22 protein-coding genes and 1 pseudogene are annotated in these 25,328 nt (G+C 34.3%); 8 read left to right on the forward strand and 15 right to left on the reverse strand.

Annotated features, from left to right (window positions below):
- Positions 1-257: 257 nt before the first annotated feature.
- The 7 genes and pseudogenes from ORL93_RS20430 to ORL93_RS20460 all read right to left on the reverse strand — a co-directional run.
- The gene (locus ORL93_RS20430; protein ID WP_006097301.1) at positions 258-563 is read right to left on the reverse strand and encodes a metal-sensing transcriptional repressor; all 306 of its coding nucleotides are present in this window, start codon (positions 561-563) and stop codon (positions 258-260) included.
- A gap of 208 nt (positions 564-771) precedes the next feature.
- A complete protein-coding gene (locus tag ORL93_RS20435) occupies positions 772-1,593 on the reverse strand; it encodes an alpha/beta hydrolase (protein ID WP_018765219.1) in 822 nt (273 codons plus the stop codon).
- Positions 1,594-1,618: 25 nt separating this feature from the next.
- Positions 1,619-2,437, reverse strand: a complete 819-nt coding sequence (locus tag ORL93_RS20440; protein WP_003199311.1) for an ABC transporter ATP-binding protein — start codon at positions 2,435-2,437, stop codon at positions 1,619-1,621.
- A gap of 15 nt (positions 2,438-2,452) precedes the next feature.
- Positions 2,453-3,445, reverse strand: a complete 993-nt coding sequence (locus tag ORL93_RS20445) for a FecCD family ABC transporter permease (protein ID WP_006097303.1) — start codon at positions 3,443-3,445, stop codon at positions 2,453-2,455.
- Positions 3,446-3,467: 22 nt separating this feature from the next.
- Positions 3,468-4,475: a FecCD family ABC transporter permease gene (locus ORL93_RS20450; RefSeq protein WP_098018168.1), complete on the reverse strand. Its 1,008-nt coding sequence runs from the start codon at positions 4,473-4,475 to the stop codon at positions 3,468-3,470.
- A 19-nt stretch (positions 4,476-4,494) separates the two neighbouring features.
- Positions 4,495-5,460: an iron-hydroxamate ABC transporter substrate-binding protein gene (locus ORL93_RS20455; RefSeq protein ID WP_006097305.1), complete on the reverse strand. Its 966-nt coding sequence runs from the start codon at positions 5,458-5,460 to the stop codon at positions 4,495-4,497.
- A 343-nt stretch (positions 5,461-5,803) separates the two neighbouring features.
- Positions 5,804-5,896: pseudogene (locus tag ORL93_RS20460) on the reverse strand (exonuclease III); the annotation flags it as partial.
- A gap of 181 nt (positions 5,897-6,077) precedes the next feature.
- Between ORL93_RS20460 and ORL93_RS20465 the strand changes: the two are divergent.
- The 3 genes from ORL93_RS20465 to ORL93_RS20475 are packed head-to-tail and all read left to right on the forward strand — an operon-like array spanning position 6,078 to position 8,311.
- The gene (locus tag ORL93_RS20465; RefSeq protein WP_018782211.1) at positions 6,078-6,671 is read left to right on the forward strand and encodes a bifunctional transcriptional activator/DNA repair enzyme AdaA; all 594 of its coding nucleotides are present in this window, start codon (positions 6,078-6,080) and stop codon (positions 6,669-6,671) included.
- Positions 6,672-6,675: 4 nt separating this feature from the next.
- The gene (locus ORL93_RS20470; protein ID WP_006097308.1) at positions 6,676-7,197 is read left to right on the forward strand and encodes a methylated-DNA--[protein]-cysteine S-methyltransferase; all 522 of its coding nucleotides are present in this window, start codon (positions 6,676-6,678) and stop codon (positions 7,195-7,197) included.
- Positions 7,198-7,207: 10 nt separating this feature from the next.
- Complete coding sequence (locus ORL93_RS20475; protein WP_265959421.1) at positions 7,208-8,311, forward strand: DNA-3-methyladenine glycosylase 2; 1,104 nt, start codon at positions 7,208-7,210, stop codon at positions 8,309-8,311.
- Positions 8,312-8,508: 197 nt separating this feature from the next.
- Here the strand turns inward: ORL93_RS20475 and pepT are convergent, their stop codons facing one another.
- The gene (gene pepT / locus ORL93_RS20480) at positions 8,509-9,741 is read right to left on the reverse strand and encodes a peptidase T (protein WP_006097310.1); all 1,233 of its coding nucleotides are present in this window, start codon (positions 9,739-9,741) and stop codon (positions 8,509-8,511) included.
- 501 nt (positions 9,742-10,242) lie between these two features.
- On the opposite strand from pepT, the gene ORL93_RS20485 reads away from it, so the two are divergent.
- Positions 10,243-10,887: a YczE/YyaS/YitT family protein gene (locus ORL93_RS20485; RefSeq protein ID WP_003199374.1), complete on the forward strand. Its 645-nt coding sequence runs from the start codon at positions 10,243-10,245 to the stop codon at positions 10,885-10,887.
- Between the two features lie 129 nt (positions 10,888-11,016).
- Here ORL93_RS20485 and ORL93_RS20490 read toward each other — a convergent pair whose 3' ends face one another.
- Entirely contained in the window at positions 11,017-11,406 is a 390-nt protein-coding gene (locus ORL93_RS20490; RefSeq protein WP_006097311.1) for a VOC family protein, read from the reverse strand.
- 224 nt (positions 11,407-11,630) lie between these two features.
- Here ORL93_RS20490 and ORL93_RS20495 point away from each other — a divergent pair, with 224 nt between their 5' ends.
- Positions 11,631-12,842 (forward strand): DUF2515 domain-containing protein, encoded by a 1,212-nt coding sequence (locus ORL93_RS20495; protein ID WP_170957105.1) that lies wholly within the window; start codon positions 11,631-11,633, stop codon positions 12,840-12,842.
- Positions 12,781-13,218, forward strand: a complete 438-nt coding sequence (locus ORL93_RS20500; RefSeq protein ID WP_078211822.1) for a CBO0543 family protein — start codon at positions 12,781-12,783, stop codon at positions 13,216-13,218. Before ORL93_RS20495 ends, ORL93_RS20500 begins: the two co-directional genes overlap by 62 nt.
- 76 nt (positions 13,219-13,294) lie before the next feature.
- Here the strand turns inward: ORL93_RS20500 and ORL93_RS20505 are convergent, their stop codons facing one another.
- Entirely contained in the window at positions 13,295-14,083 is a 789-nt protein-coding gene (locus tag ORL93_RS20505) for an HAD-IIB family hydrolase (RefSeq protein ID WP_003199369.1), read from the reverse strand.
- Positions 14,084-14,156: 73 nt separating this feature from the next.
- Here ORL93_RS20505 and ORL93_RS20510 point away from each other — a divergent pair, with 73 nt between their 5' ends.
- Positions 14,157-14,846, forward strand: coding sequence for a Crp/Fnr family transcriptional regulator (locus tag ORL93_RS20510; protein WP_097794570.1), 690 nt, complete (start codon positions 14,157-14,159; stop codon positions 14,844-14,846).
- 113 nt (positions 14,847-14,959) lie between these two features.
- Here the strand turns inward: ORL93_RS20510 and ORL93_RS20515 are convergent, their stop codons facing one another.
- From ORL93_RS20515 to ORL93_RS20535, 5 genes are all read right to left on the reverse strand, one after another.
- Entirely contained in the window at positions 14,960-15,382 is a 423-nt protein-coding gene (locus tag ORL93_RS20515; RefSeq protein WP_018765206.1) for a YfmQ family protein, read from the reverse strand.
- A gap of 50 nt (positions 15,383-15,432) precedes the next feature.
- Positions 15,433-16,869 (reverse strand): MocR-like pyridoxine biosynthesis transcription factor PdxR, encoded by a 1,437-nt coding sequence (gene pdxR / locus ORL93_RS20520; protein WP_098161455.1) that lies wholly within the window; start codon positions 16,867-16,869, stop codon positions 15,433-15,435.
- Positions 16,870-17,210: 341 nt separating this feature from the next.
- A complete protein-coding gene (locus tag ORL93_RS20525; protein ID WP_003199361.1) occupies positions 17,211-17,405 on the reverse strand; it encodes a hypothetical protein in 195 nt (64 codons plus the stop codon).
- A 390-nt stretch (positions 17,406-17,795) separates the two neighbouring features.
- Positions 17,796-19,187, reverse strand: coding sequence for an amino acid permease (locus ORL93_RS20530; RefSeq protein ID WP_265959422.1), 1,392 nt, complete (start codon positions 19,185-19,187; stop codon positions 17,796-17,798).
- 1,098 nt (positions 19,188-20,285) lie between these two features.
- On the reverse strand, positions 20,286-22,922 hold the full coding sequence (locus tag ORL93_RS20535) for a collagenase ColA (protein WP_098161456.1): 2,637 nt from the start codon (positions 22,920-22,922) through the stop codon (positions 20,286-20,288).
- 880 nt (positions 22,923-23,802) lie between these two features.
- Between ORL93_RS20535 and ORL93_RS20540 the strand changes: the two genes are divergently transcribed.
- On the forward strand, positions 23,803-25,215 hold the full coding sequence (locus ORL93_RS20540; protein WP_265959423.1) for a sensor histidine kinase: 1,413 nt from the start codon (positions 23,803-23,805) through the stop codon (positions 25,213-25,215).
- The last annotated feature ends 113 nt before the right edge of the window (positions 25,216-25,328 follow it).

Raw genomic sequence — 25,328 nt, forward strand, 5'->3', positions numbered from 1 at the left:
TCTAATTAATGAAATTAACTCCATCATAAAAAGACTCGTCAAACTTATAATCCTAATTGGATAATTAATAAAAGCCCTTCCTACCCCTTCATGTGAGCTAAATAACATTGGAACTACCCATGGATAAACAACATTTCCAGGTACATTTACTAAAATTAAATTTAGAAATAACACTGTGCATAAAAGTATCAACACAGATAAAAAACTTTTCCATGAAAAAATAAAAAACAAGCTAGATCCAATACTAGCTTGTTCTATCACGCTTTTGAGAATCGTTCAAACACTTTCATTAATTCTCCAATTGCTTCGTCTCCATTACCATCTTTAATAGCATTAGAAACACAATGATTTGTATGATTTTTAAGTATCCCCATACCAACCTTCTTCATTGCAGCATTAATAGCTGAAATCTGCACTAAAATATCAACACAATAGCGATCATTTTCAATCATATTCTGGATACCACGTACTTGCCCTTCAATTCTCTTTAACCTATTCATGATTTGTTCTTTTTCTTTATCCGATCTATGGGTAGTAACCTCTGTTTTTTCATTATAATCCATTTTATCACCTTCTTAAAGTTTATCCCCATCCATAGGGAACAATGCCCCCATGAGTATACCAATTATAGCATTAAACTTACATATGGTGATACCCTATATAAGAATCAAATAACAACCTATATCCTCTATTTATTCGTTACTTATAGGACAAAACTCAACTACGAAAGCAATTCCCACACAAATTCACTTCTACTAAAAAAAACAACGATTAGAATAAATTGCTTACAAAGCGCAGTGCCTTACTTAAAACAGTTGGCACTACTGATGCATGATTCTCTCCCTCAGCTTCATAAAATGCAAATCGAAACTTATTATGTTGCAAGTTCATTAAACGCTCAGATAATGCATTTGCATCTTGAACCATATGATCTCTTTCTAATGCTCCCACTGTCAGAAAGACTCCGACTTCAGAACTCGCTCTACTCAGTTCATTTATAAACGTTGCTTCCTTTTCAAGAACAGACTTATTATTCCACCAAATCGATGGGCTACTGATGAAATAATTTTGAAAGGCGTTTGTATTTGTAAACAATACATGTAAAGCGAATAATCCACCAAGCGAATGTCCAAATATTGTTTGTTTTTCTTTATCAATCTCAAAATTCTTTTCAATTTGCAGCTTCAATTCATCTTGAATAAATGCTAAAAACTCACTTGCTCCTCCTGACTTAGGCCATGGTTTCCCATCAGGTTTCGGCGGTGCATCCACCGAAGGCGAAGAAGGGGTAAAATCGTAGCACCTTTCAGAAGCCGCAAAAACTCCTTCGATTGGATAACCAACACCAACAATAATTGATGGCGCAACCCCTGTTTTTTCTACTCTTACCGATTGAATGTTCATAGCTTCTTGAAACGTTTGAAAAAATGCATTTCCATCTAATACATAAATCACGGGATATCCAGAGTCTGGAGCAGGTTGCTTTGGCTTCGAAATATAAATTTGATACTCACGATTCCCTAGTCTCGAATACATCTTCCATTGCTCTATATTCGAAATAGTAACATCCGTTTTTTCAATACTAGTATTCATGTAATTCTCCCCTCCTTTTATCATTTTAGCTAGTTACATATATTTCAGTATTTTCTTCTTGGAACACACTATCATAACCGAAACATACAGGAGCCCCATTATACGGGTCTATCATGACGCGTGCATCAATATGAAATACATTTTTCAGCACTTCATTCGTAATAATTTCTATTGGGTTTCCTATTGTAACAATTTGCCCCTCCTTCATTGCAATAATTTCATCAGAAAATCTTGCTGCATGATTAATATCATGCAGTACCATAACTACCGTACAATTATGCTCCCTATTTAATCGTTCAACAATTTGCAATACTTCTAATTGATGAGACATATCAAGATATGTAGTCGGTTCATCTAATAATAGAACTTCCGTTTCTTGTGCTAATGCCATCGCTAACCATACTTTTTGTCTTTGTCCACCGGATAAATTTGCAATTTGGCGTTTGCGAAAAGCAGTCGTTTTTGTAATATCCATCGCCCATTCAATAATTTCTTTATCTTTAGATGATAATTTATTTACATTGTTTCGATGTGGATAGCGTCCATAAGAAATCAATTCTTCTACCTTAAGCTCTCCCGGAGCAATTGGGTTTTGCGGAAGTAATGCTAGCTGCTTCGCAATTTGTTTTGTAGGAATTGTATGTAAATCTTGTCCTTGTAAATATACCTTACCACTTTTTTGTTTTAAAATTCGGCCCATTGTTTTTAACAATGTAGATTTCCCGCATCCATTTGGTCCAATAATTGTCGTTACTTTTCCTTCTTGTATTTCTACATTTAAATCACGAAACACCGTAAATTTTTCATAACTCGTTTCTAAATTCTCAGCGCTTAGAACCTTCACTTTCTATCACTCCTCTTACGCCTTTGCTTTGTATAACAAATATAGGAAATATGGTACACCAACAATCGAAATTACAATCCCAACTGGTAATTCAGCTGGTACAAAAACAGTTTTTGCAATAAAGTCCGAAGCAATCACGAGTAACATTCCAATTGCACCGCATACAGGAATTACATGATTATGATGAATGCCGACCAGACGTTTCGCAATATGTGGTGCCATTAGACCAATAAATCCGATGCTCCCTGAAATAGAAACACATGCACTCACTAACCCAATACTACTTAATAATAAAATCGACTTTTCTCTTTCTACTGAAACTCCTAAACTTGTTATACTCGTCTCTTCCAATTGAAATAAGTCAAGTAAATACGCTTTTCTTTTGATAATTGGAATTAAGATAATGAGCCATGGCAACATAGCAATAATATACTTCCAGTTTGCATTATATATACTTCCCGAAACCCACACAGCTGCCATTTCAAAGTCAGTTGCTTTCATCTTCAATGATAAATACATAGAAAATGCTCCGAAGCCTGAACCTATCGCAATCCCCGTTAACAAAAGACGCTGTGAATCTAATTTTCCATTTCGCCAAGAAAACATATAAATTAATATAGCAGCACCTAGCCCGCCCACTAGACCAAACAACGGCATCATCATAATAGAAATCCAATCTGTGCTTTTCATTTGTCCTTGGAAGAAAAACATAAAGATCACAATTGCAGTACCCGCTCCCGCATTAATCCCTAAAATGCCAGGATCAGCTAAACCATTTCTTGTAACCCCTTGAATAACAGCACCTGCAATCCCAAGACCTAATCCTACTAATCCTGCGATTACGATTCTCGGAAGCCTGAAATCAAATATAACTAAATCATGTTCAGGTACAGGATCAATTCGAAATAGCGTTCGAAATACATCTGTAATCGTAATATCAAACGTACCATTCGTTAAACTAATATAAATTGCACTCAAAATTAAAAGTATGATAATACTCATTGTCATTACATAACGCGACAGTGCATCTCTAAGCATGCTTCTCCCCTCCTCTTGTTCTAATTAAATAAAGGAAGAAAGGAATTCCAATTAACGAGGTAACGACCCCTATTGGCGTTTCAAATGGATAATTTACAAATCTACTTAACACATCACATAAAGCTAGAAAAATGCCACCAATTACACCGGCACAAGGTACAATCCATTTATAATCTACCCCGATTAAAAAGCGAGTAATATGAGGAATAATGAGTCCTACAAAACCAATTTTCCCGACTAAAGCAACCGCAGTACCTGTTAACAACACAACGGATAGAATTGCAGTAGCTTTTACAAGCTTTGTACGCTGTCCTAAATTAATAGAAACCTCTTCTCCTAACGAAAGAATCGTAATAGATTTTGAAATTAGAAGGGATAAAATAATGCCAACTATACCGAAAGGAATTGTTAACTTAAGTACATTCGAATCCACTTGATCTAATCTTGTGTTATACCAAAAACTAATATTTTGCGAAACTTGAAAATAGGAAGCAATAGCTGCAGAAATACTACTTAAAAACGTCCCTATAACAGTTCCTATAATCGCCAATCGAACTGGTGATAATCCATTCCGAAGCAATGAACCAAAACCAAAAACAATTCCTGCCCCTAATGCCGAGCCAAGCATAGAACATAAAATCATATTTACTGAAGACATTCCTGGAAGAAATACCATACACATCGTAATCACAAAAGCTGAGCCATCCGTCACACCCATAATAGAAGGGGATGCAAGATAGTTTCTTGTCATCCCCTGCATAAGTGCTCCTGATATGGCTAGAAAAGCTCCAACTAAAAGAGCTGCAACTACCCTTGGTAAACGAGAAGTAATAATAATATTATGATTTACATTTCCTGAATCAAAATGAAACAGTGCATTCCAAGCTGTTTCAAAATCGATATTTTTTGCCCCATATAAAATAGATAGCATAACTGTAAATAAAATAAATATGGGCGCTAAGCATAAAATTATCATTGGTACTGCATTTATTTTCCGCATATCATTCAACGCACCTTACTTATTTAGATAAATTTTTCACTACTTCTTTTAAAAATGCTGTTTTACTCCAAGCAGTACCACCTTGCGCGATTGGATCAACAGTATTTACAAATACTTTTTTATCTTTTACGGCATTCATACTTTGCCAAATTGGATTACTTTCTAATTCTTCTAACACTTTTGGTTTATCATTTTCGCTTGCCTCATATTGCAAGAATACATAATCTGGATTGACTTCAGCCAGTTTTTCTAAAGAAATTTTTTCTTGTGCTTTTACAGCTTTAATTTGTTCTGGAACAGTTAATCCTAAATCTTTATAAATTACAGGATTGAAGTATACTCCTTCTGGATAAAGGTATAAGTTATTCGCTCTTAGTCTTATTACAAGCACCTTTTTATCTTTTAACTTATCTCCAATCTTTTCTTTTGCTTTTGCAGCATCAGCTTTATAATCTTTAATAATTTTTTCTGCTTTATCTTTTTTACCAGAAAGTTCTCCCATCAGCTTTAAATTATCTTCCCAATCTGTTGAAACATGTGATATTGGGAACGTTGGAGCTACCTTCGTAAACTTTTCACTGGCCTCTGGTGGGAATTTCGTACTAGATGTAATGACATCTGGTTTTAATTGAAGTAATGTTTCAAAATTCGGTTGCATTTTCTCTCCGATAGATTTTGCACCTTCTAAATCTTTCGCAACGTTCGCTGGTAATTTTCCACCTATAGTAATTGCTCCTACTGGTTTAATACCAAGTACCGCCGCATCCTCCATTGATTCTAAACTAGCAGTTACAATGTTCGTTACTTTCGCGGGTACTGTATATTCTTTTCCTAGATATGTAATCTTTCGTTTCTCATCTTTTTTCGTTTCAGTTGCTTTTGATTCTTGTTTTTGTTCTCCTGAACTTTTATCTGCACTGTTACATGCTGCAAGACCTACGCTTAATACTGTGACCATTCCTAGTGTAAATAATTTCTTATTCATGTCTATAAATACTCCTCTCCAAATTTGCAATCTTTAAATATAGTATTTTAGTGAAATACTCTTTCCATGTATCCCCTTACAATACATCTATTTAAAATTAAAACTCATTTATTTCACTTCCCCTAATAATAAATTATCTTTTTCCTATCTATTGATAATGATTATCGTTATTAAGTATATAGTTATAAATGAATTATTTCAAGAATGATTTGAAAAATTTTAACAAAACAAATAAAAAAACAGTATCTATCCTTCATCCAAGATAGATACTGCTTTTTTATTTTTTCTAAAATTCCATATGTAATTCAACAGGACAATGATCTGACCCCATTACTTCACGATTGATTTTCGCATCCGCTTCCTCTAAGTATTCTATAAAACCACCTTTTGCAATAACTGCTCGTAAACCATTTACATTCCACGAAATAAATTTCACTTTTTGTTCCCCCTCTTGATGTCATAGCATTAATACTCGCCTCATATTTTTATTTTCTGCTTACATGCTAACACAAAATAAAGAGACTATCATTTTTTCACCTTTGTAATCTTGCTCTTACATTCGTAAATGCGTACATGTGTACTTCGTTCAGGGTATACTAATTTCGGAGGTGATCCATATGCAAAATGAGAAATTACAATTAGAAACAAGTGTAAATAATTTGACGGATGAACATTGGCAAGCCATTATACACAACGATTCTTCTTATGATGACAAATTTTTTTACGCTGTAAAGACAACTGGTATTTTTTGCCGACCATCATGTAAATCTAGAACACCAAACAAAAATAATGTGCGAATTTTCCTCAATGCAAAACAAGCATTATCCGAAAGGTTTCGTCCGTGTAAACGTTGTAAGCCAAATGGAATCAAGTTACCTGATGAAGACTGGGTAACACAAATTACAGCGTATATCAATAAACATTATCGTGAAGCATTAACTCTCGAAATACTTGCAGATATGTGTCATGGCAGTCCTTATCATTTACAGCGTACTTTTAAGCGAATGAAAGGTATCACTCCACTAGAATATATACAACAAATAAGGGTTGCTAAAGCTATGCACTATCTTGCGGATACAAATCTAACAATTATGGAAATTGGTTTTACTGTGGGTATACCCAACACTGCACATTTTGCAACATTATTTAAAAAGAAAACGGGATATACCCCTACTGAATATCGAAAAATGAATCCTATAAACGAGGTATAATAACATGGAAGCTAAAACAAACCAAATTATATATTGGACGCTATTTGTTCATGAAAATTGGCATATGTATATTGCCGCAACATCAACAGGATTATGCTTTGTAGGATCTCAACATCAAGCTTTTGAAGAATTAGCCACTTGGACGAAAAAACGTTTTCCGAAACATACTTTCGTTCAAGAACCCTTAAAGCTAGAACCGTATGTTCAAGAACTAGTAGAGTATCTAAAAAAACAACGTGAAGTATTTACATGTCCTATTGACGTTCACGGAACGCCTTTCCAATTAACTGTTTGGAATACATTACGTGAAATTCCTTATGGAAAAACCTATTCCTACTCAGATATTGCACAGCTTATTCAAAAACCAAAATCAGCACGTGCTGTTGGTACCGCGATTGGAGCCAATCCTCTATTAATTACAATCCCTTGCCATCGTGTGATTGGGAAGAATGGGAAATTATCTGGTTTTAGAGGTGGTTTAGCAATGAAAAAAGAATTGTTAACATTAGAAAAAATATTACTGTAGGTGGTTGAAAATGAAGAATGTTACAATTCCTCTTGAATGGGATGCTCCTTATTTTATAGGTAACAAAACAACGAAAAACTACTGCTTCCCTTGGTGCGAACAAAAACAGTCTCCAAGAAACAATCGAAAATTTAAATCTAGAAAAGAAGCGGAACAAACTGGTTATCAGCCTTGTAAAAATTGTTGTCCTGAGCTTCCATATACAGCGTGGAAAGATGAAAATGACAGCATAACATTAATTGTTCCGAAAGAATTTAGCTTTAAACAAAATTCACACTATCTTTCACGTTCCAAAAATGAATGTATGTTTCACATTGAAAATAATAAAATTTATAGAGTCATTCCGATTGAGGGAGAAAACCCATTAATCGAGACAAGTGTAAATGATGAGGGGAACATCCATGTTCGCTTTTTAGGTGGTGAGACGCCACCTGAGAAATGGGTTCGCGCTACAGTAGCGAGATATGTAAGAGAATGGTTTGATTTAGATACGGATCTAACTCCATTTTACGATTTAGCAAAAGACGATGTACTTCTGTCTACACCAATCAACGAATATTACGGACTCCGTAATATGGGAATCCCTGATTTATTTGAGGCACTATGTTGGGGTATTCTTGGTCAACAAATTAATCTCACATTTGCATATACGTTAAAAAGACGATTTGTTGAATCCTTCGGCGAACATATCGAATGGAATGGACAGAAATATTGGATATTCCCATCACCAGAGGTCATCGCAAATCTAACAGTAAAAGATCTAACAGAATTAAAAATGACTACGAGGAAATGTGAATATCTTATTGGTGTCGCAAAACTCATTACACAAGGCAACTTAAGTAAAGAATCGTTCATAAAAAGCAACCTAAAAGATGCTGAGAAAACATTAACCGACATACGTGGTATTGGACCATGGACAGCAAATTATATTTTAATGCGTTGTCTAAGATTCCCTTCCGCTTTTCCAATTGATGATGTTAGCCTACATAATGTGATCAAACTTTTAACAGGGTCAGATCATAAACCAACAAAAAAAGAAATAAGAGAGTATGCTTCAGCATGGAAGAATTGGGAATCCTATGCGACCTTTTATTTATGGCGAGTTCTGTATTAAATTCTTCAGCACAACAATAGATAGGTTCATTTCAATAAATAAAACCTATCTATTGTTCATATTATAAAGTGAAACCAGGAATTATATTCCCTACTGATATCTACTAACGTGAGAATGCCAAATGCAATTACAAGTAAGTATATCATTGAGCAATTAAAAAGAAATTCAGATAGTCTTTTTTCACTACCTGGATTTTTTTATGCCTGCTCTTCAAATAATCGTGCTATTTCTATAATAACCTGAACAGCTTTTTCCATATTATCTACAGAAACGTATTCAAATTTACCGTGATAGTTTTCCCCACCAGTAAAAATGTTTGGCGTCGGCAAGCCCATATATGATAATTGAGAGCCATCGGTCCCCCCGCGGATTGGTTGAATATTTGGTTCAATATCTAGAGTTTTCATCGCTTCATACGCAATATCAACAATTTCCCTGACCGGTTCAATTTTCTCAAGCATATTGTAATACTGATCATTCATCTCAAGAATGATATTTTCTTCACCATATTTTTCTTTCATCTGTTTCGTAATATTCGTGATTGCATTTTTACGAGTCTCGAAGTTATCACGATCAAAATCTCGAATAATGTAATGAACTTTATTTTTCTCAACATCACCATTTATAGAAATAAGATGATAGAAACCTTCATACCCCTCTGTATATTCAGGTGCCTCTTCTACTGGTAACTTCGCATGAAACTCCATCGCTAACTTACTTGCATTTAGCATTTTATTTTTTGCTGTTCCAGGATGCGTATTATTTCCTTTAAAAGTAAGTTTTGCACTTGCAGCATTGAAGCTCTCATACTCCAATCCTCCAAGCGGACCTCCGTCCATTGTATAAGCAAAAGATGCTCCAAAAGCTTTCACATCAAAGTGAGATGGTCCCCGACCGATTTCTTCATCAGGCGTAAATGCCACTCTAATCTTTCCATGTTTAATTTGTGGGTTATGTAATAAATAATTCATAGCCGTCATAATTTCTGTAAGGCCTGCTTTATCATCTGCACCAAGAAGTGTTGTTCCATCCGTCGTAATCAGGGTATGCCCTTTATATGATGGCAGTTCTGGAAACTGCTCTGGTGTTAAAACAACATTCAATTCCTGATTTAATGTAATTGCCTTCCCATCAAAATCCTCATGAATTTGCGGTTTCACATTCTTTCCTGTAAAATCAGTTGCTGTATCTAAATGAGCTAAAAAACCAATTACAGGAACATCCTTTTCCGTATTGGCAGGAAGCGTTGCCATGACATATCCATTTTCATCCATCGTTACTTCTGTCAAACCAATTTTCTTTAATTCTTCAACTAGTAATTTTCCAAACTCAATTTGCCCCGGTGTTGATGGTACTGTATGACTTTCTTCATTCGATTGTGTATCTACCTTCACATATCTTGTAAATCTTTCTATAAGCTCTTGTTTCAAATTATTTCACTCCTTTTTCATGAACCTCTCTTTATTATAATCCTCATGGTGAAATTTTTTAAAGTTTTTGACTGTAACCATGTCGTTTTTTCATTACTTTTAGTATTTCGCCCCCATTAAAAAGCGTATGTTCTCCCTTGTTTGAAGATATAAAAATATATACTTTCCTCTTAAAATAGTAACAGATCTTATATAGATTTTTTTACTGTAAGTACAAACCAATACATTATCCCTATTTATAAAATCAAAAATATTCATTTTACTAATGAATGATATTTACATAATATACAAACTAACAAATAGCTTGAAATAAGTATCTTATCAATAGTACTCGTCTGTTCACTGATAACAACCCCTATATTAAAAGTAGTTTCACCTTTTGATTACTACACACACATAAAAACTAAAATTATTCATTTTCATTAAAAAGAAGAAATATTTGTATAATTAAATTTCCACATGTAATATACGTAATTATATATAATATTAGGGGGATTAAAGATGGGACTCACACTCTTTCGGTATTTTCTTTTTTTCTTAGGGTTAACTTTCTTTGGACTCGGAAACGCCATTGCGGTAAAAGTTAAATTCCTTGGTCTGCATCCATGGGAAGTTCTGAATATGGCACTCTTTCAGCGATTCGGATGGACAATCGGCACATGGAGTGTTATATGCGGTTTATTTCTCGTTCTGGTTTCTTTAGTAGTAGATCCAAAATACATAAACGTAGGGACATTCTTAAATGCACTGCTAATCGGTCCTATTATGGATTTTTTCTTGAGATTGAATATCCTTCCTCATGCTACTCAGTATTTATGGATAAATCTTCTTATTTTACTTGCTGGAATCATAATTACAGGCATTGGAGGTGGCATGTATGTCGCCGCCGGAATTGGTGCAGGACCGCGGGATGGATTTATGCTTGCCATTTCGGATAAAACTGGATTATCTGTAAGTCGTGCTAGAATCATTGTGGAGAGTATTGTGCTTGTAATTGGATACATTCTAGGAGGTCCCGTTTTCATCGTAACATTCTTATACACTTTTATCCAAAGTCCAATATTCCAGCAATCATTTAAAGCATTTCAAATGTTTTTAAATACTTTAGAGAGGAAAAAGAAAGACCACATTAGTGCGAATTTATAAATATATAAAACTTAACAAAAATATAAGAGTCTATTTTGAAGACAGTATCATCAAAATAGACTCTTTTTATATTTAAATTTTTAACGGGAAACTAGAACAAACGACCTCTTTTTTATAAATATACTACTTTTATTTCTCTATATGCATGAGTACAATTCTCCACCCGTCAGGATCTTCTATTGTAATACCTTTTTCTTTCCAGTATGGATTTTCTGGTTCAACTTCATCATAACCCATCGCATGTAACCTGTTAGTTACTTTTTCAATCTCAGCTTTATGAGTCATATAAAACACCAGTAAGTTATCTTTTGTTGGAGCTGGACATGGACTGACGTTGATATGCCTTGTAAACTCTAAATGATATTCTACATCAGGTAATCCAAACATAACTCCATCATAACCTTCATGATTATGAAACTCCCCTATCCGTTTTAAGCATAATCCTTCTTCATAAAATGCGATAACTTCTTCAAATTTAGCTGTCGGGCGTGCAATTCTAATTTGAACCCAATTCTTCATGCTTTTCTCTCCTTATATTTTTTATGCTCCTATCTGTTAATATAATCGAGTTCCACGTTTATTGAATCCCTCATTCGTATGAAGATGAAATAGTACAAAAGACTTATCGTGCTTATAGTAAAAAATATTACACTGTTTATGTCCCCCAAAAACAGTCCACATTTATTCAGAATATGTGTAATAAAATGATGGTAACCGTTCTATTAAACTATTTGTTGAAATTCATGTTAACAGGAGGAAATAAAATGTATGAAAACAATCGAAAAAGAAAATGGAACGGGTCTTCCAAAGCGATCCCGCTTTCTCTTTTAGATGTAAAAAATGAACTAAAGAAAAAAAGCAAAAGTAGTACCGCTTCCTTTAAAAAGGCTGCATTAACAATAGAAGAGAAAATGCTTATTTATAACATTACAGAACAAACAAAACAACTGAACAAAAATAACGTGACGAGAACACGTGCTTATTATCAGTTTTACCTTCAGCATCCTGAAATACACTGGGCTCTACTTGGACATATGGTATCACGTAATGGCGGTTGGAATATGACAGATTTAAAAGGGGATTTATATACAAGATTGTTATCAGAAAAAGACCAACTTACCTACTACTCTTTTTTAGAACGGGGAAACTGGTTAATCTTCCAAGATGTGTATCCACAATTTTTACTATATGAACAAAGCCTTAAAAGATCTAAAACTCTCTTTTACCTCCTACCCCATCTCAATGTCTCAACGTTTATGGAAACGATGTGGAACCATTTTTGGAAAACGGGCAATCACTATACATTAGCTATAGCAACGATTATTAATGAACAAAGCTATTTAGAAAAAAGAGTCATTCAAAATGATCACTTTAAAAAGACCGTACTAAATAGTATTGGATTTAAACTCTTTGACTTCTTCCGTTTTAATCATATCCTTTTTCCATACTATGAAGATGAGACCAAACAAAAAACATTGTTATTTGGTGATACAATGAAACACTTTACCTCCTTACATGAACGAATTCTACTAGGCAAACGATTATACTCTTTATTGTTTCGCAACGAACATACGTTATCCAAAGTAATAAATTGGGCTCACGATCATTCGCATACTGCTTCACGGAAAGACTACTGGCCTCATTTGTTTTCTGATGTAAATGAGTCATTTTCTCGTGAATTTTATAAACGTAGAATAAAAAAATGTCACCTCAGAAAAGATGCAAATCGTTTATACAGCCCTCAATTAATATACGCATGGAAAGATTTGAAACATGAAGAGGCAGAAAAAGGAGACTGGTTTGAAGACTGGCGTATCGTAGACTATTTCATTGATAAAGGAGAAAATACAAATGGGAAGATTGAGGATGACTATTGTAAAACGATGGAAAAAATTGAACTTGCAATTCTTACGAAAAAAAATATCCTTCTCAGAGAAGAAGAAACAGAAGAGTAATCACCTAGCATTTATAGTCGCCATCATTTTCTCCTGTTTCATTGGAACATATTTAGACTATCTATTTGTTAGTAAACAAATGTATGCCTTTCCAGTCAGACCATTTCCAAATATGTTTTCGGTCAATATCGCTTTTACATTATTTATATTGCCAACCTTTACTGCTTTCTTTTTACATATTGCCAAAGCTTTATCTACATTCTCAAGAATTCTATTTATTATGCTAATCGGCATTTGTGCAAGTATATCCGAACAATTTGCTGAAAGCTTAGGATTGTTTACTCACAATGAAAACTGGCATCATTATTATTCTTTCTTTGGATATATGATTTTCATGTTTTTTATGTGGAAGATTTATCGGTGGCTACAATACTAAGTAGTAGTTGTAGATTAATAAAAACAAAGTTACTATATAAAGAAAAAGCAAATTAGAAACCAACTTCTAATTTGCTTTAAAGGTTTCTCATTAAGTCCCATATATTCCTAGATTCTATGTCTGATAACTTAATAATTTTTTCTATAATACATTGCTCATTACTCTGTAGGCTCATAGATGCAACGGAGCGCAACATTTTATGATCACCAATACAAACTCCCTCTTTCGCATGCAAAAACATTGGTACATCATTTGCGTCGTTACCGAAAGCGATGAATGATCCTTCTTCTACTCCTAACTTTTGTAATCCTTTCCATTTATCAATCCCTAATGGACTTATATCAATTATGTCCTCTTGATGATGTGCATACATTTGCACAGGTAGTTCATTTAACACTTCCACTAATTTTTCTTCATTCCCATCAGGGAACAACACAACTTTCACCATTTCATCGATGCAATCAATCGATACATTAGTAGCTAATTTATCAGGATCTATGTTGCGATAAATTGGATGATTTTCACTTCCAGTATAAGCATAATCCCATTGACTATCGATCAAATAAGCAAGGTGATGCTCCTCTATTAATGAACGAATAGACTTCATTGTTGATTTATCAAATGGTGTAACCTCAATGACTTTTCCTTCTTTTACAACAAATGCCCCATTTCCACCAATCATTGAATAGTGATGCATATGCCTTGGTATTACAGGTAATAAATCTCTTATTGGTCTAGCAGATGCAAATATGATTTCATGTCCTCTAGCATGACAAGTATCTAATGCTTGAATTATACCTTCCGTTAATGGATTTCCTTTAAAACAAATTGTACCATCAATATCAAAAATAAATTTCATATACATCACTCCTTTCTTTTTAATGTAAAAAATTTCTTTTATAATGAACAGGACAGATGTCCGAAAAAGGAGGAAAATCATGAAAAAAATTGAAGACGACTTGCTACTATCAACTTACTTAGCAAATGAACATATACAGAAACTTTTTACACATCTTCATCACCCATTTCAAATTCGACGATATGATGTAAAAGAGATTGTGTTACACGAAGGAGAAGCTATTGACGGTCTATACATTCAAATATCTGGACGTATAAAAATTACGACGAGTGTAATTACAGGAAAAGCATTATTACTTCGATTTTGTTCTGCCGTTTCCATTATGGGTGATATTGAACTCATTCAAAATGTAAATATACAATCGCATGTAAGCGCTGAAGAAAAAACCGATTTTATTTTTATCAATAAACACTATGTTAATAATGTACTTTTACATGACATTGCTTTTTCACAAGAACTTTTACACCATGTGACTTACAAACTACAAACATGTACGACTGCCTCACGTATTAATTTGTTAGCTTCAGTGGAAACACGATTTGCAAGTTACTTATGCACAATACGAAATACCTCTAAACTATTCGGGAGAGAAATCCGTACAACAGATCATCACGAGGTCGCTTCACTTATCGGTACTACAACTCGACATCTAAATCGCATTATCGAAAAATTAAGTATAACGAATGTCATTCGCAAAGAAAACAAACAAATTATCGTAAAAGATTGGGAATCTATTGAACGTATTTCTAATGGTTTAAGATACGAATAATATCGTTATACTAAATATTGTTGCATTCCAAAAAGGAGCAACTCATTCCAATTGCTCCTTCTCTTTATGATTTGTCTTTGTAATGGGTTTTAGACCGTCCCTTTAAAAATCTGTTAAACTACCTCTCCCATTACTAACATAGAATGGTTTTGAAGGCTTTTGGAACGCAGACTATACGCGACTACTTTCCTCTTGTACTGTTTGACTACATCAACATGATCGTTGTAACTATAAACCCAAAACCTAACATCGTTTTTTCCTCTCTTCGTATCAATGATCAATGGAGTCTCACTGCCCTCTGGTGGAAAATAATATTTCTCTAAAAATATTGCTTCGTTAAAGTAATCAATAATTTGAAGTTTATCTTCATCTGCTAATCGGTTTCCGTCAATTGTTACGGTAACAGCCTCACCATTAAGTTGTGGATGCAATTCAAATCTACTGACAAAAGACTCCACAACAGAGGTTGGAAGACTTGACACTACTATTTTAAGACCACCGAAAAGAACTAACATAACTATAAACCAGGTCGTCATATTTTATCATCTCCACTACATTCTAAATTCTTATTATTACATGATTCCTATTATCGTCGAATACTATTTAGAGTCTCTACAAATCTTTTAATCCCTACATGAATAAGATCTGTGTTCGCTCTTCCAAAAGTAAAACGTACATATTCTTTTTTCGAACCTAATACACTCCCTGGAACAAAAGCTACACCATTTTGTATCGCTCTTCCTAATAAATGATATTCATCAATTGAATCCTGCACTTGACACCACAAATGGATACCGCCTTCTGGAACATAAAATTCAACCTGATTCCCTAAAAGTTCCCCAAGACTTGTGATTAATTGATCCCTTCTCTGTTTCAGTTGTTTACGAAGCATAGAAATATGCGCATGAAAATTTTCTGATTCTAAGAATTGATTCGCTATCCATTGAGGAAAGACACTATGTCCAAAATCTACTTGCTGCTTTGCATCTGCTAAACGCTCAATGACCTGAGGTGGACCAATCACCCACCCAATTCGCAATCCAGATGCTACGATTTTCGATAATGAACTAATATATAGAACATTTCCATTCGTATCCATAGACTTTAAGGTTGGATTTACTTCTCCATTGAAAGAAGTTAAGCTATAAGGATCATCTTCCACAATTGGTATACCAAATTCAGATGACAATCCCAAAATCTTTTTGCGACGAGACAATGAAAGGACCGTTCCGGTTGGATTTTGATAATCCGGATTTAGAAATACCATGCGAATTCGGTGCTTTCTGTGTAAATCTATCAAATCATCCGGATTCATGCCATGTTGATCCACAGGTAAATGGTATATTTTTAACCCGGCAGATTTAAACATCGGAAGCGAAAAACAATACGATGGATTCTCAATAGCAATGGCATCTCCTGGCTTAAGCAAGCACTGCACAATAAGGTTAAGCGCCTGCTGCGCCCCTGATGTAATTAAAATAGAGCGTGGATCAACATCGATATTTTTATATTTATCTACATGTGAAGAAATCGTTTCCCTTAACTTTTCATTTCCTTGTGGATGATCATATCCTAGATTCTCCATAAATATTTGTTCTGAGAGAATCCTGCGAAACTGGTCAGCAGGAAACAAATCCCGTGACAACTCACCACTTGCTAAATTAATCAAATCATCCTTCTGCGTTTCTGTTCGAATTTGTTGAACTAGCGGTAGATTCGGGAGGAATGAACCATCTTCTACATATCTCCCCCAATTTGGCGTACGTTTACGCGATATCCCCCATATATCTGTGTTTACACGCGTTCCACTTCCTTTTATTCTCTCTACTACCCCAAGTGATTTCAGTTCCTCATATGCCGCTACTACCGTACTGCGGTTCACTTGCAACTCTTTTGCTAAAGTACGTTCCGAAGGTAACATACTATCTAAAGAAAATTCTCCTGAAGAAATCCCCTGTTCTATATAGTCAGCAATTTGTTTGTAGACTGGCGTTTTATCTGCACGATTGGGTCTCCATTCCATCTAATTCCCTCCCCCTTATCAGCAGACTTTTTATTGATTAAAATAAAATTAAGGTGTTAACCTCTGTTTGTTATATACTAAGTATTTCGCTGTTTGAATTTAGCATAGTTTGCCCTATTCATTCCCAACTATGAAGATATTCACTCATTCTACAATGTGAATAGTAGTAACTAAATAGATATACGAATTGAATTCCCACTCCTATTGTACATTCACATATTTGAGGAATGGAGCTTCTTTACATTAAAAGGTGATGTCTCTATATCCTTATAAAAAAGAATAGTGTTAAAAAATAAACATTCCATTTCATATAGGCCACCTACTTATCTAAAGTACAAAGACTACAAGACAGCAACCGCATACCACGTAACTCCTATAAGAAGACTTAATAAAAGGACGATATAAATAACAGACAAGTTCGTCACATTCTGCTTCGTAGACTGACCGTAATTTCCCTCCGTGTTTCTTGCAACTAACATCGTTCCCAAAAGTGATACAATTACAATAATAATAACTAATGAAATTGCAAATTTCATTGACTTTCTCCTCTCTAAAACCAGTCTATTTGAACAGAAAATCTAATCGTTCGACTTAAAAACTTTATACTTTTTGGATGAGAGCATAATCAAGATACTTAAAGCATACTACCCTTCTCTTTTATAATAAGGGATATTTATTTCAAAAGGACCATCCACTTTCACAACTTTTTACTCATCCACTTTATGAGTGAAAAATAGTGTTTCTAAGTTATTGCTACCACTAAAAAAATAAAAAGAACAATACAAAAAAGCAAACAACCTACTGAGTCTTTCTCATCGGTTGTTTGCTTTTTATTAGCACTATGAAACATTCGGTTGTCTTGATACCTCATCAAAAATTCTTCGTATTATTGTCCAATTAGAAAAACGTTAACCAAACAAAGTAAATTATCGGTTAGCCACTTCATTTTCTGTTTGAACCTCTACTGGAACACGCTTACCTATTCCAAAAGCATAAAAGCTAATGACAACGATAGCCAGGAAAATAACGCCTACAATAAGTGAGATTCGTGTGTCTTCGTTGAACCACATACTGATTAGTACCATGATTAAAAAGGCAATCGTTACATAGTTTGTAACAGGCGCAAATGGCATTTTGAACGGATGATTGTCCATTTCAGCTCCTTTTGCTTTTCTGAATCGAATTTGACTAATCAGAATGACAAACCACGGAATCATACCAGGAAGTACACTTGCACTGTATACATACACGAATAAGTTTTTTGGTGCAATATAACTTAAAATAACGCCAATCGCTAAGCCAATTAACACGCCAATCGTACCAAATAAAGGCACACCATTACGGGAGACTTTTGCAAAGTATTTTGGTGCTTGTCCATTCATTCCTAGTGTATAAAGCATACGTCCTGCACTGTAAATACCACTGTTACAGCCAGACATTGCAGCTGTGATTACGACAAAGTTAATCAGTCCAGCAGCTGCTGTAATCCCAACTTTCGCAAAAGTTGCCACAAACGGGCTACCAATTGAGCTTAGTTGATCCCAAGGGTAAACAGTTACAATAACAAAAATTGCCCCAATATAGAAAATTAAAATACGCCAAATCGTACTTTGAATCGCTTTAGTTAACGTTTTTCTCGGATCTTTTGCTTCGCCAGCTGTAATCCCAATTAATTCGACACCTTGATAAGCCCCAACAACTAGTGATAGAGCAAAGAAGAACCCTGACCAGCCACCTGTAAAGAAGCCGCCATTTTCCCAAAGATTAGATAAACCGATTGCATTCCCTCCGTTACCAAATCCGAAGAAAATAAGTCCAACCCCCGCAATAATCATTAACACAATGGTAACGATTTTAATCATCGCAAACCAAAATTCAAATTCACCAAATGATTTAACAGAAATTAAATTCGCCGCACCAAGAATCACCATTGTGATGATACCTGGCACCCAAGCAGGCAGATCCGGGAACCAGTACTGCATGTATGCCCCAACCGCTATAATTTCTGACATTCCAACAATCACCCACTGGAACCAGTTACTCCATGCCGTCATATACCCTGCTAATGGGTGTATATACTTATGGCCAAATGTCGCAAATGAACCTGTACCTGGCTCTACATACAACATTTCTCCCATCGCACGCATAATGAAAAATATAAAAATTCCTGCGATTGCATAAGCAAGCATTACCGACGGACCTGTCCATTTAATCGTACTTGCTGAACCCATAAATAAACCAACACCAATTGTACCGCCTAAAGCAATCATTTGAATATGACGCGCTTCTAAACCCCTCTTTAGTTCTTTGTTTTCCACTTTATTTCCCCCTCTTGCGCTATTAAATCCCAAGCTGAACACTATACTACAATTTCTATTAGGTATCAAAATGATGAAGCAAGCGTCACTTTTTTCTCTCTTTTAAAAGCTGCCCTAAAATCATTTTCCATTTCCTATTAACCATTCGCAATAGTCGGAAAATTCACCCTATCTTCCCTTCGTCATAAAATTACAAAATTACTTATTTTATAATAATTTATCTGTCTGAAAAATACAATTATTTTTTCGGAAAATTATTATATATAAATTAATTAGAAAATAATAACTAGATTAGAAATAAACACCATTACCCGATTATTATAAAAACACTTCATCATCGTAGCAAATCTAGGTGAGTAGTTACCCATAATCGAGCTTAAGAGTAAATAGCGAACTCTAATTTCTATCTTGTAGCATAATCAGCATGAAATGAAACCTTATAAAAAAGTGTTTCGCCTTTTAATCGTAGAGTTACAAGGAAAACATAATAGAGTGAAACTTTAATCGTTGAGAGTTTTCTCCCTCATGAATCAGGCTTTTACGAGCAGTTGATTCCTAATTTAACTTCTTTGTCGTAAGAAGTGAGTCTTACTGTCCGTAAATAGCGTGATTAAAAAAAGTATTGACAAAATAGCATGTATTTTTTTTATAATCCGTTATAATAACTTAAACAACTGTAATTTGCCATGATTTTATTTGCGATGAAGAGGAGAGTAGATGGTTAGGAGTGTATCAGAGAGCTCCCCCAAGGCTGAAAGGATGGTAACGATTGAATCATTGAAGGTGGCCTCGGAGCTTTACTTGTGAAATAGATATTTAATGTCTAAATTAGTAAGTAACAGTTGGTCCCGTTAGTATAATTAAAAAAACGAAATCCCTTCTTAAGATAAGGAATTTCATTTTTTTTATAAACAGTTTAACTTTTTTCAAAACAGTGTGACTTCCTTACAAACGTCGCGACTTTGTTTTAAAGATCATGACTTTATTTTAAATCCACAAAAGGCTAATAACATATCATTTCCAAGTACTGTGTTATGAAAAAATTAGCAGCAGGTGGTTATATAATTAACAAGAGGCTTTCGAAACAGCCCCTTTCTATTATTTTACTTCTATTGTATAATTCCCTGTTCCACTGCCATATTTATATACACTTAAATAATATTTCCCCGGATTCGCATAATAGCTTCCCAGCAATTTATTTCCTTCGTACTTTGTTGCATAAGTAACATAGTTATTCAAATCTGACTCGTGATATAATACCCAATTCAATCCAAGATTTTGCTCATTCGTAACGGTAATCTGTAAATCCTTCGCTTCCCTTATATCAATTACAAAGCGATCAACTTGATCTTGATTATTTAGGCTACCTCGTAATAACGTGTTCAGAGATAGAGGGTTAGCTGTATCGAATGAATTATTTGGTTCTTTTTCTACACTAGTATCCTCCTCAGTGTTCACTCCGTTAAACACAATATCATATTCAAATTGCCCAGCTGCATTGACACGGTAATTTACGAAATAAGCAGTTAATGTTTTATATCCGCTCCACTCTTTTTGCGAAAGATGTTTAAGCATCTCATTCGTTGCTTGATTCATCGCTTTCCAGTCTTCATTTTCTCCTTTTGACGTACTTCCTGTATATGTTCCTTGTAGTGTAAATGTATTAAAGAATTGTGATTTATTCTTTGTTACCTTCACATTTTTTAACTTTGCTTCATTTGTGATATCCGCTGCAACATCCGAAAGCGCTTTCAGTTTATGCCCTGCTAAATAATCATCTGATACTTGCGGAATTGTATACTTATCACGATTATTAATAAGCATTTGCATATAAGATTGGTAATCTTCATTTAATTTATTGTCTTTACTTAATGCAGAGCGATACGCATCGTAACCTGGGACATCATTTGCACGAATTAAATCATGTACTTTATCGAACATATCAGGACGGTTATTATACATATAAGATTGCAATGCAAACGAATAGTTATAAAAATCCCACGCTCCATATTTTGCATTTAATGTTTGCTCAGCTGTGTATCGCTTAGCTGGATCATTGGATAATCCACCAATTATACTTTTTCGCGGTACAACACTATCTACTCGAGTTGAACCTGCAAAGAATTCCGCATTTCCTTCTTCAAACCAAGTCAAGCGTTCATTTTGATATAGTTCTCCTTGTCCCCATAACCCAGGCACTTCATATCTTCCTTGCAAATAGTGTGTAAATTCATGACGGAACAATTCTTCTAAACTATAAATACTCTGCTGCGGTGTACGTTCATATGTAAAGAAAGTTCCGATTCCTTCAATGTAAATTCCACCATTATTTGTTTCATAGCCGTACAATTGACGATTAAATTGATATTCATCCGGACTATTGTAAATCACCATTGTTAACACATCATCAGCATGTCCACTTTCAAGTGGCTTATCACTACCAACTGTACGATAAAATTGTGCTTTCACTTCTTTTGCTGCCCAATACAAACGTTTAATTTTCTCTTCAGTAACCTTATCTCCCGCTTTAAAGACAATTGCCCCGTCATCAAATGTATACGTTTTCGGCAAATATTTTTGCTTGCCATCTTCTCTAATTTTATCTAAATTTATTGTCTTTCCGTTTGCATCTACTCCGCCATAATTTGTAGTGATTTGTTCTGCCGCAACAAAATATTGCTGTCCTAAATATGGATAAATACGCATCGCTTCTGTAACAACTTGCTGTCCTTTTGTTGGTGTACTATGAAACTTGCCAAATCGGCTAGCATAGTAAATGCCATTATTAATTAACCATCCATTTTTATCCGTTACCGTACCAATTAGTGCAAAACGACTTACTTCATTAATAAAGCTATCGATGTTCTTATACCACATCGTATCTTTTGGTTCTTTGTCCGTAGTATACATATACGACTGAACATCATAATCAATTTCTTTCATCAAGTTATATATAGCATCACCTTTTGTCCGATCTTCAATAAACGTAGAAAGATTATCATTATATTGTTTAAGAATTCCAGCAGCATATTGAATTATTTCAACATCAGCCGACGCGCCTCCAATTAACATTCCATACGACGAAATTACTTTATTTTGTTCTGATGTACCAAGTTTAAAATTCGGGTTCTTCGCAATTGTTTTTAACGCTGGTAAACATTTGTCATGATAGCTACGCTCACTTAGTTTACTTAATTCTTGATGATAAAAGCCTAAATAAAAACCCGAGCGTATAACTTCTACTAATGTCTCAACTCCTTTTGAATCATCTTTCGTATACGTTTGACCTTGTTCTGCTAGTTTATCAATGAGTGCTTGCATACGGCTATCATCTTGATAGAATTTCAAACTATCATTATTAAACTGAAATAATTCCGGAATTTGATTCCATTTAATTGTCACAAGAAGATCGGCTAATTGTTTGTTGCTTAATTGATTCAATTCAGCCATCGAATATTTTCTTTCTTCAACTAGCTGTTTAGTATTCTCTTTTGGCATTGGTGGACGCTGCGATAGGTCTGCTAACTTTAACCGTTTTGTAAATGAAGTACTTTCTTGTATGTTCGAAGAGTGTGCCAACTCATCAGGAGATTGCCTTGACCCTATCGGCTCCATTTGTAATGTATTCTTCGTATATTTTTCTTTTGTCTCTGCTTGAACTTGCAATCCATTACATGATATAGTAACAAGTCCAACGCCCAGCATCAATTTATAAAATTTCGAGTATTTCACCATGCTGTTGCCCCCTTTTTAATAGATAGAAAATTCAGACTTTTTAAAAATGAATTGTTCAATCTGTCTTTATTAAACAGCACCCTATTGATACTAGTAAATTTAGTGATATAATGCTAAGTCACTTTTTTACTACTAATGATACATCATACTTATTGCTTGAATTTACTTCCCCCTTCCTTTAATGTAATATAAGCAAAAATTGTGCCAATGTTGTATCTTATGAATAGGCAACTATTCTTTATTAATACTGTCAAATAAAATATACATAAACAATGTAGTAATGTATATTTTATTTGACATAAAACTCCCCTTTCAAAAAAGAAAAAAGCCCGCTACTGACAAATCACATAAGAACAGGGTTCTTTGAATTAGTTGCACACTTTTTTTACTTTTTTGGCGAGTCATTTCATAAAACGAATAATATATTTGTGCATCCTTTTTCACTAATCATTCCGCTTTTTCATACAAATCAATTGTATTTTTATATAAAAAATCATATTTATCTTGTAATGGTTCATCGTTTTAATGAAACGAGAAGTGTGCTGTCAGTTTTATTGACAGCACACTTTTCATTTTCTTAGAAATTGTAATAACATGTTCATCTTCTGTTCATAAACATCTCTTATTCTATAAAAGTGAAAGAAGGAACACTTATGCTTATTACATTTTTCACTTCGTTGGATTTTCCAATTTCTCACATCATTTGTGATCATCATTTTATATAAAGTGAAACTTCCATCAGTGGAAGTTTTTCTTTCCGCCCTACTGCTCAGGCACATGCCAGCAGTCAACTCCCTCCTATCTTCTGTGTTTTCTCAAAATCTTGATACGGGAGGTCTTACTTTCAAAAAATAGAACGATAAATTAGAGGTGAAAAAATATGCGCTCATTATATGCTAGATTTGTTATCATATCAGTTTTTATTATGCTGGTTAGTAGTATATTGGCATTTTTACTTATAAATGTGTATTATCGTGTTTATTTAAAACCATATAACAGCGAGAAAATTTTAAAATATGCACAAGAAGTAAAATATTTATATGAGAAAAATACAGAACAAAATAAAGATGGTTATTTACAGTCTATTTCTAACCTTGGCTTTGAAATTTACGTAGTAGATGATAAAAAACAAGGCAAGCAGTACGATGATAATTTCAAGAAAATGAATATTAGTAAAGAGACAATTGAACATGTATTAAAAGGAAATATATACAATGGAATTGCAACGTATCCTAATCGTTTATTTGCTACTGGCTTTTTTGATAATACACTTTTGAATAGTATTGGGATCCCTATCGAAAACAATGGTAAGGGTTATGCGCTATTTATTCGTCCGGATATTCAACAGCAATTTGGAGAATTACGTATTTTCTATGCTGTTTTATTAGGATTAATTATCATAATCAGTCTAATTTGTATCGCGATAGCTACCCGCTTTGTCGTTCGTCCTATTCAAAGATTTACACATGCGACAAAAGAGGTTGCATGTGGCAACTATGATTTAGCACTACCAGAAAATCGCCGAGATGAGATTGGAACGCTTGCAACTAGCTTTCGTAAAATGGCCAAAAGATTACGAAATTCAGAGCAGATGCGACAAGAATTTGTTTCGAATGTTTCACATGAATTTCAGTCACCATTATCATCTATTCAAGGATTTTCAAAAACATTACAAACTAATGATTTAACGAAATCTGAGCAGACACATTACCTAGAAATCATCGAATCAGAAAGTCGACGCATGTCCAGTTTATGCAAACAATTATTAATACTTGCATCACTTGATAAAGAAGATCTTACTTTACGTAAGCAATCTTTTGATCTTGGGAAGCAAATAAAAGATACTATTTTTATGCTTGAATGGGAATGGAGAACGAAAGAACTTGCAGTTGAAATGGATGTTCCCAACATGCAAATTTATGGAGACGAAAACTTGCTCCATCAAGTATGGATGAATTTTTTTACCAATAGTATCAAATTTACAGAAAGCGGCGGAACGATTGCATTTGAAGCAGAAGAGCTGGAAACAGAATGGCGCATTTCGATTACTGATATGGGTATTGGTATACCTGAAAATGAAATAAAAAAAATATTTGATCGATTTCATAAAGTCGATACTGCCCGAAACAGAAATGTAAATGGAAGTGGATTAGGTCTTTCTATTGTAAAAAAAATCATTGACTTTCATAGCGGAGCAATAACAGTGGATAGTGAACTTGGAAAAGGAACGATTTTTTCTATTTACCTTCCGAAACAACAAGAAGGGACTATTCATATGCAAAATAAAAAATAACCTGCATTCACTAAGCCTACTGAAAAAATACCTACTTTGAACAAAAAACAAAATTTTTATTAATATACAGCGATCAAAAAGAAGATAACTTCCTTTATACAATAGGGAGTTAT

The organism is Bacillus sp. DHT2 (genome assembly GCF_026241455.1).
Taxonomy (GTDB): Bacteria; Bacillota; Bacilli; order Bacillales; family Bacillaceae_G; genus Bacillus_A; species Bacillus_A pseudomycoides.

Bases quoted from the DNA above. Each gene is read 5' to 3' on its own strand.
- ORL93_RS20540 (WP_265959423.1), top strand. From the start codon at position 23,803: ATGCGCTCATTATATGCTAGATTTGTTATCATATCAGTTTTTATTATG.
- ORL93_RS20525 (WP_003199361.1), bottom strand. From the start codon at position 17,405: ATGAAATTTGCAATTTCATTAGTTATTATTATTGTAATTGTATCACTT.
- ORL93_RS20455 (WP_006097305.1), bottom strand. From the start codon at position 5,460: ATGAATAAGAAATTATTTACACTAGGAATGGTCACAGTATTAAGCGTA.
- pdxR (WP_098161455.1), bottom strand. From the start codon at position 16,869: ATGGAATGGAGACCCAATCGTGCAGATAAAACGCCAGTCTACAAACAA.
- ORL93_RS20465 (WP_018782211.1), top strand. From the start codon at position 6,078: ATGCAAAATGAGAAATTACAATTAGAAACAAGTGTAAATAATTTGACG.
- ORL93_RS20535 (WP_098161456.1), bottom strand. From the start codon at position 22,922: ATGGTGAAATACTCGAAATTTTATAAATTGATGCTGGGCGTTGGACTT.
- ORL93_RS20490 (WP_006097311.1), bottom strand. From the start codon at position 11,406: ATGAAGAATTGGGTTCAAATTAGAATTGCACGCCCGACAGCTAAATTT.
- ORL93_RS20435 (WP_018765219.1), bottom strand. From the start codon at position 1,593: ATGAATACTAGTATTGAAAAAACGGATGTTACTATTTCGAATATAGAG.
- ORL93_RS20445 (WP_006097303.1), bottom strand. From the start codon at position 3,445: ATGACAATGAGTATTATCATACTTTTAATTTTGAGTGCAATTTATATT.
- ORL93_RS20475 (WP_265959421.1), top strand. From the start codon at position 7,208: ATGAAGAATGTTACAATTCCTCTTGAATGGGATGCTCCTTATTTTATA.
- ORL93_RS20430 (WP_006097301.1), bottom strand. From the start codon at position 563: ATGGATTATAATGAAAAAACAGAGGTTACTACCCATAGATCGGATAAA.
- ORL93_RS20510 (WP_097794570.1), top strand. From the start codon at position 14,157: ATGAAAAAAATTGAAGACGACTTGCTACTATCAACTTACTTAGCAAAT.
- ORL93_RS20470 (WP_006097308.1), top strand. From the start codon at position 6,676: ATGGAAGCTAAAACAAACCAAATTATATATTGGACGCTATTTGTTCAT.
- ORL93_RS20485 (WP_003199374.1), top strand. From the start codon at position 10,243: ATGGGACTCACACTCTTTCGGTATTTTCTTTTTTTCTTAGGGTTAACT.
- ORL93_RS20450 (WP_098018168.1), bottom strand. From the start codon at position 4,475: ATGCGGAAAATAAATGCAGTACCAATGATAATTTTATGCTTAGCGCCC.
- ORL93_RS20495 (WP_170957105.1), top strand. From the start codon at position 11,631: ATGTTAACAGGAGGAAATAAAATGTATGAAAACAATCGAAAAAGAAAA.
- ORL93_RS20515 (WP_018765206.1), bottom strand. From the start codon at position 15,382: ATGACGACCTGGTTTATAGTTATGTTAGTTCTTTTCGGTGGTCTTAAA.
- ORL93_RS20505 (WP_003199369.1), bottom strand. From the start codon at position 14,083: ATGTATATGAAATTTATTTTTGATATTGATGGTACAATTTGTTTTAAA.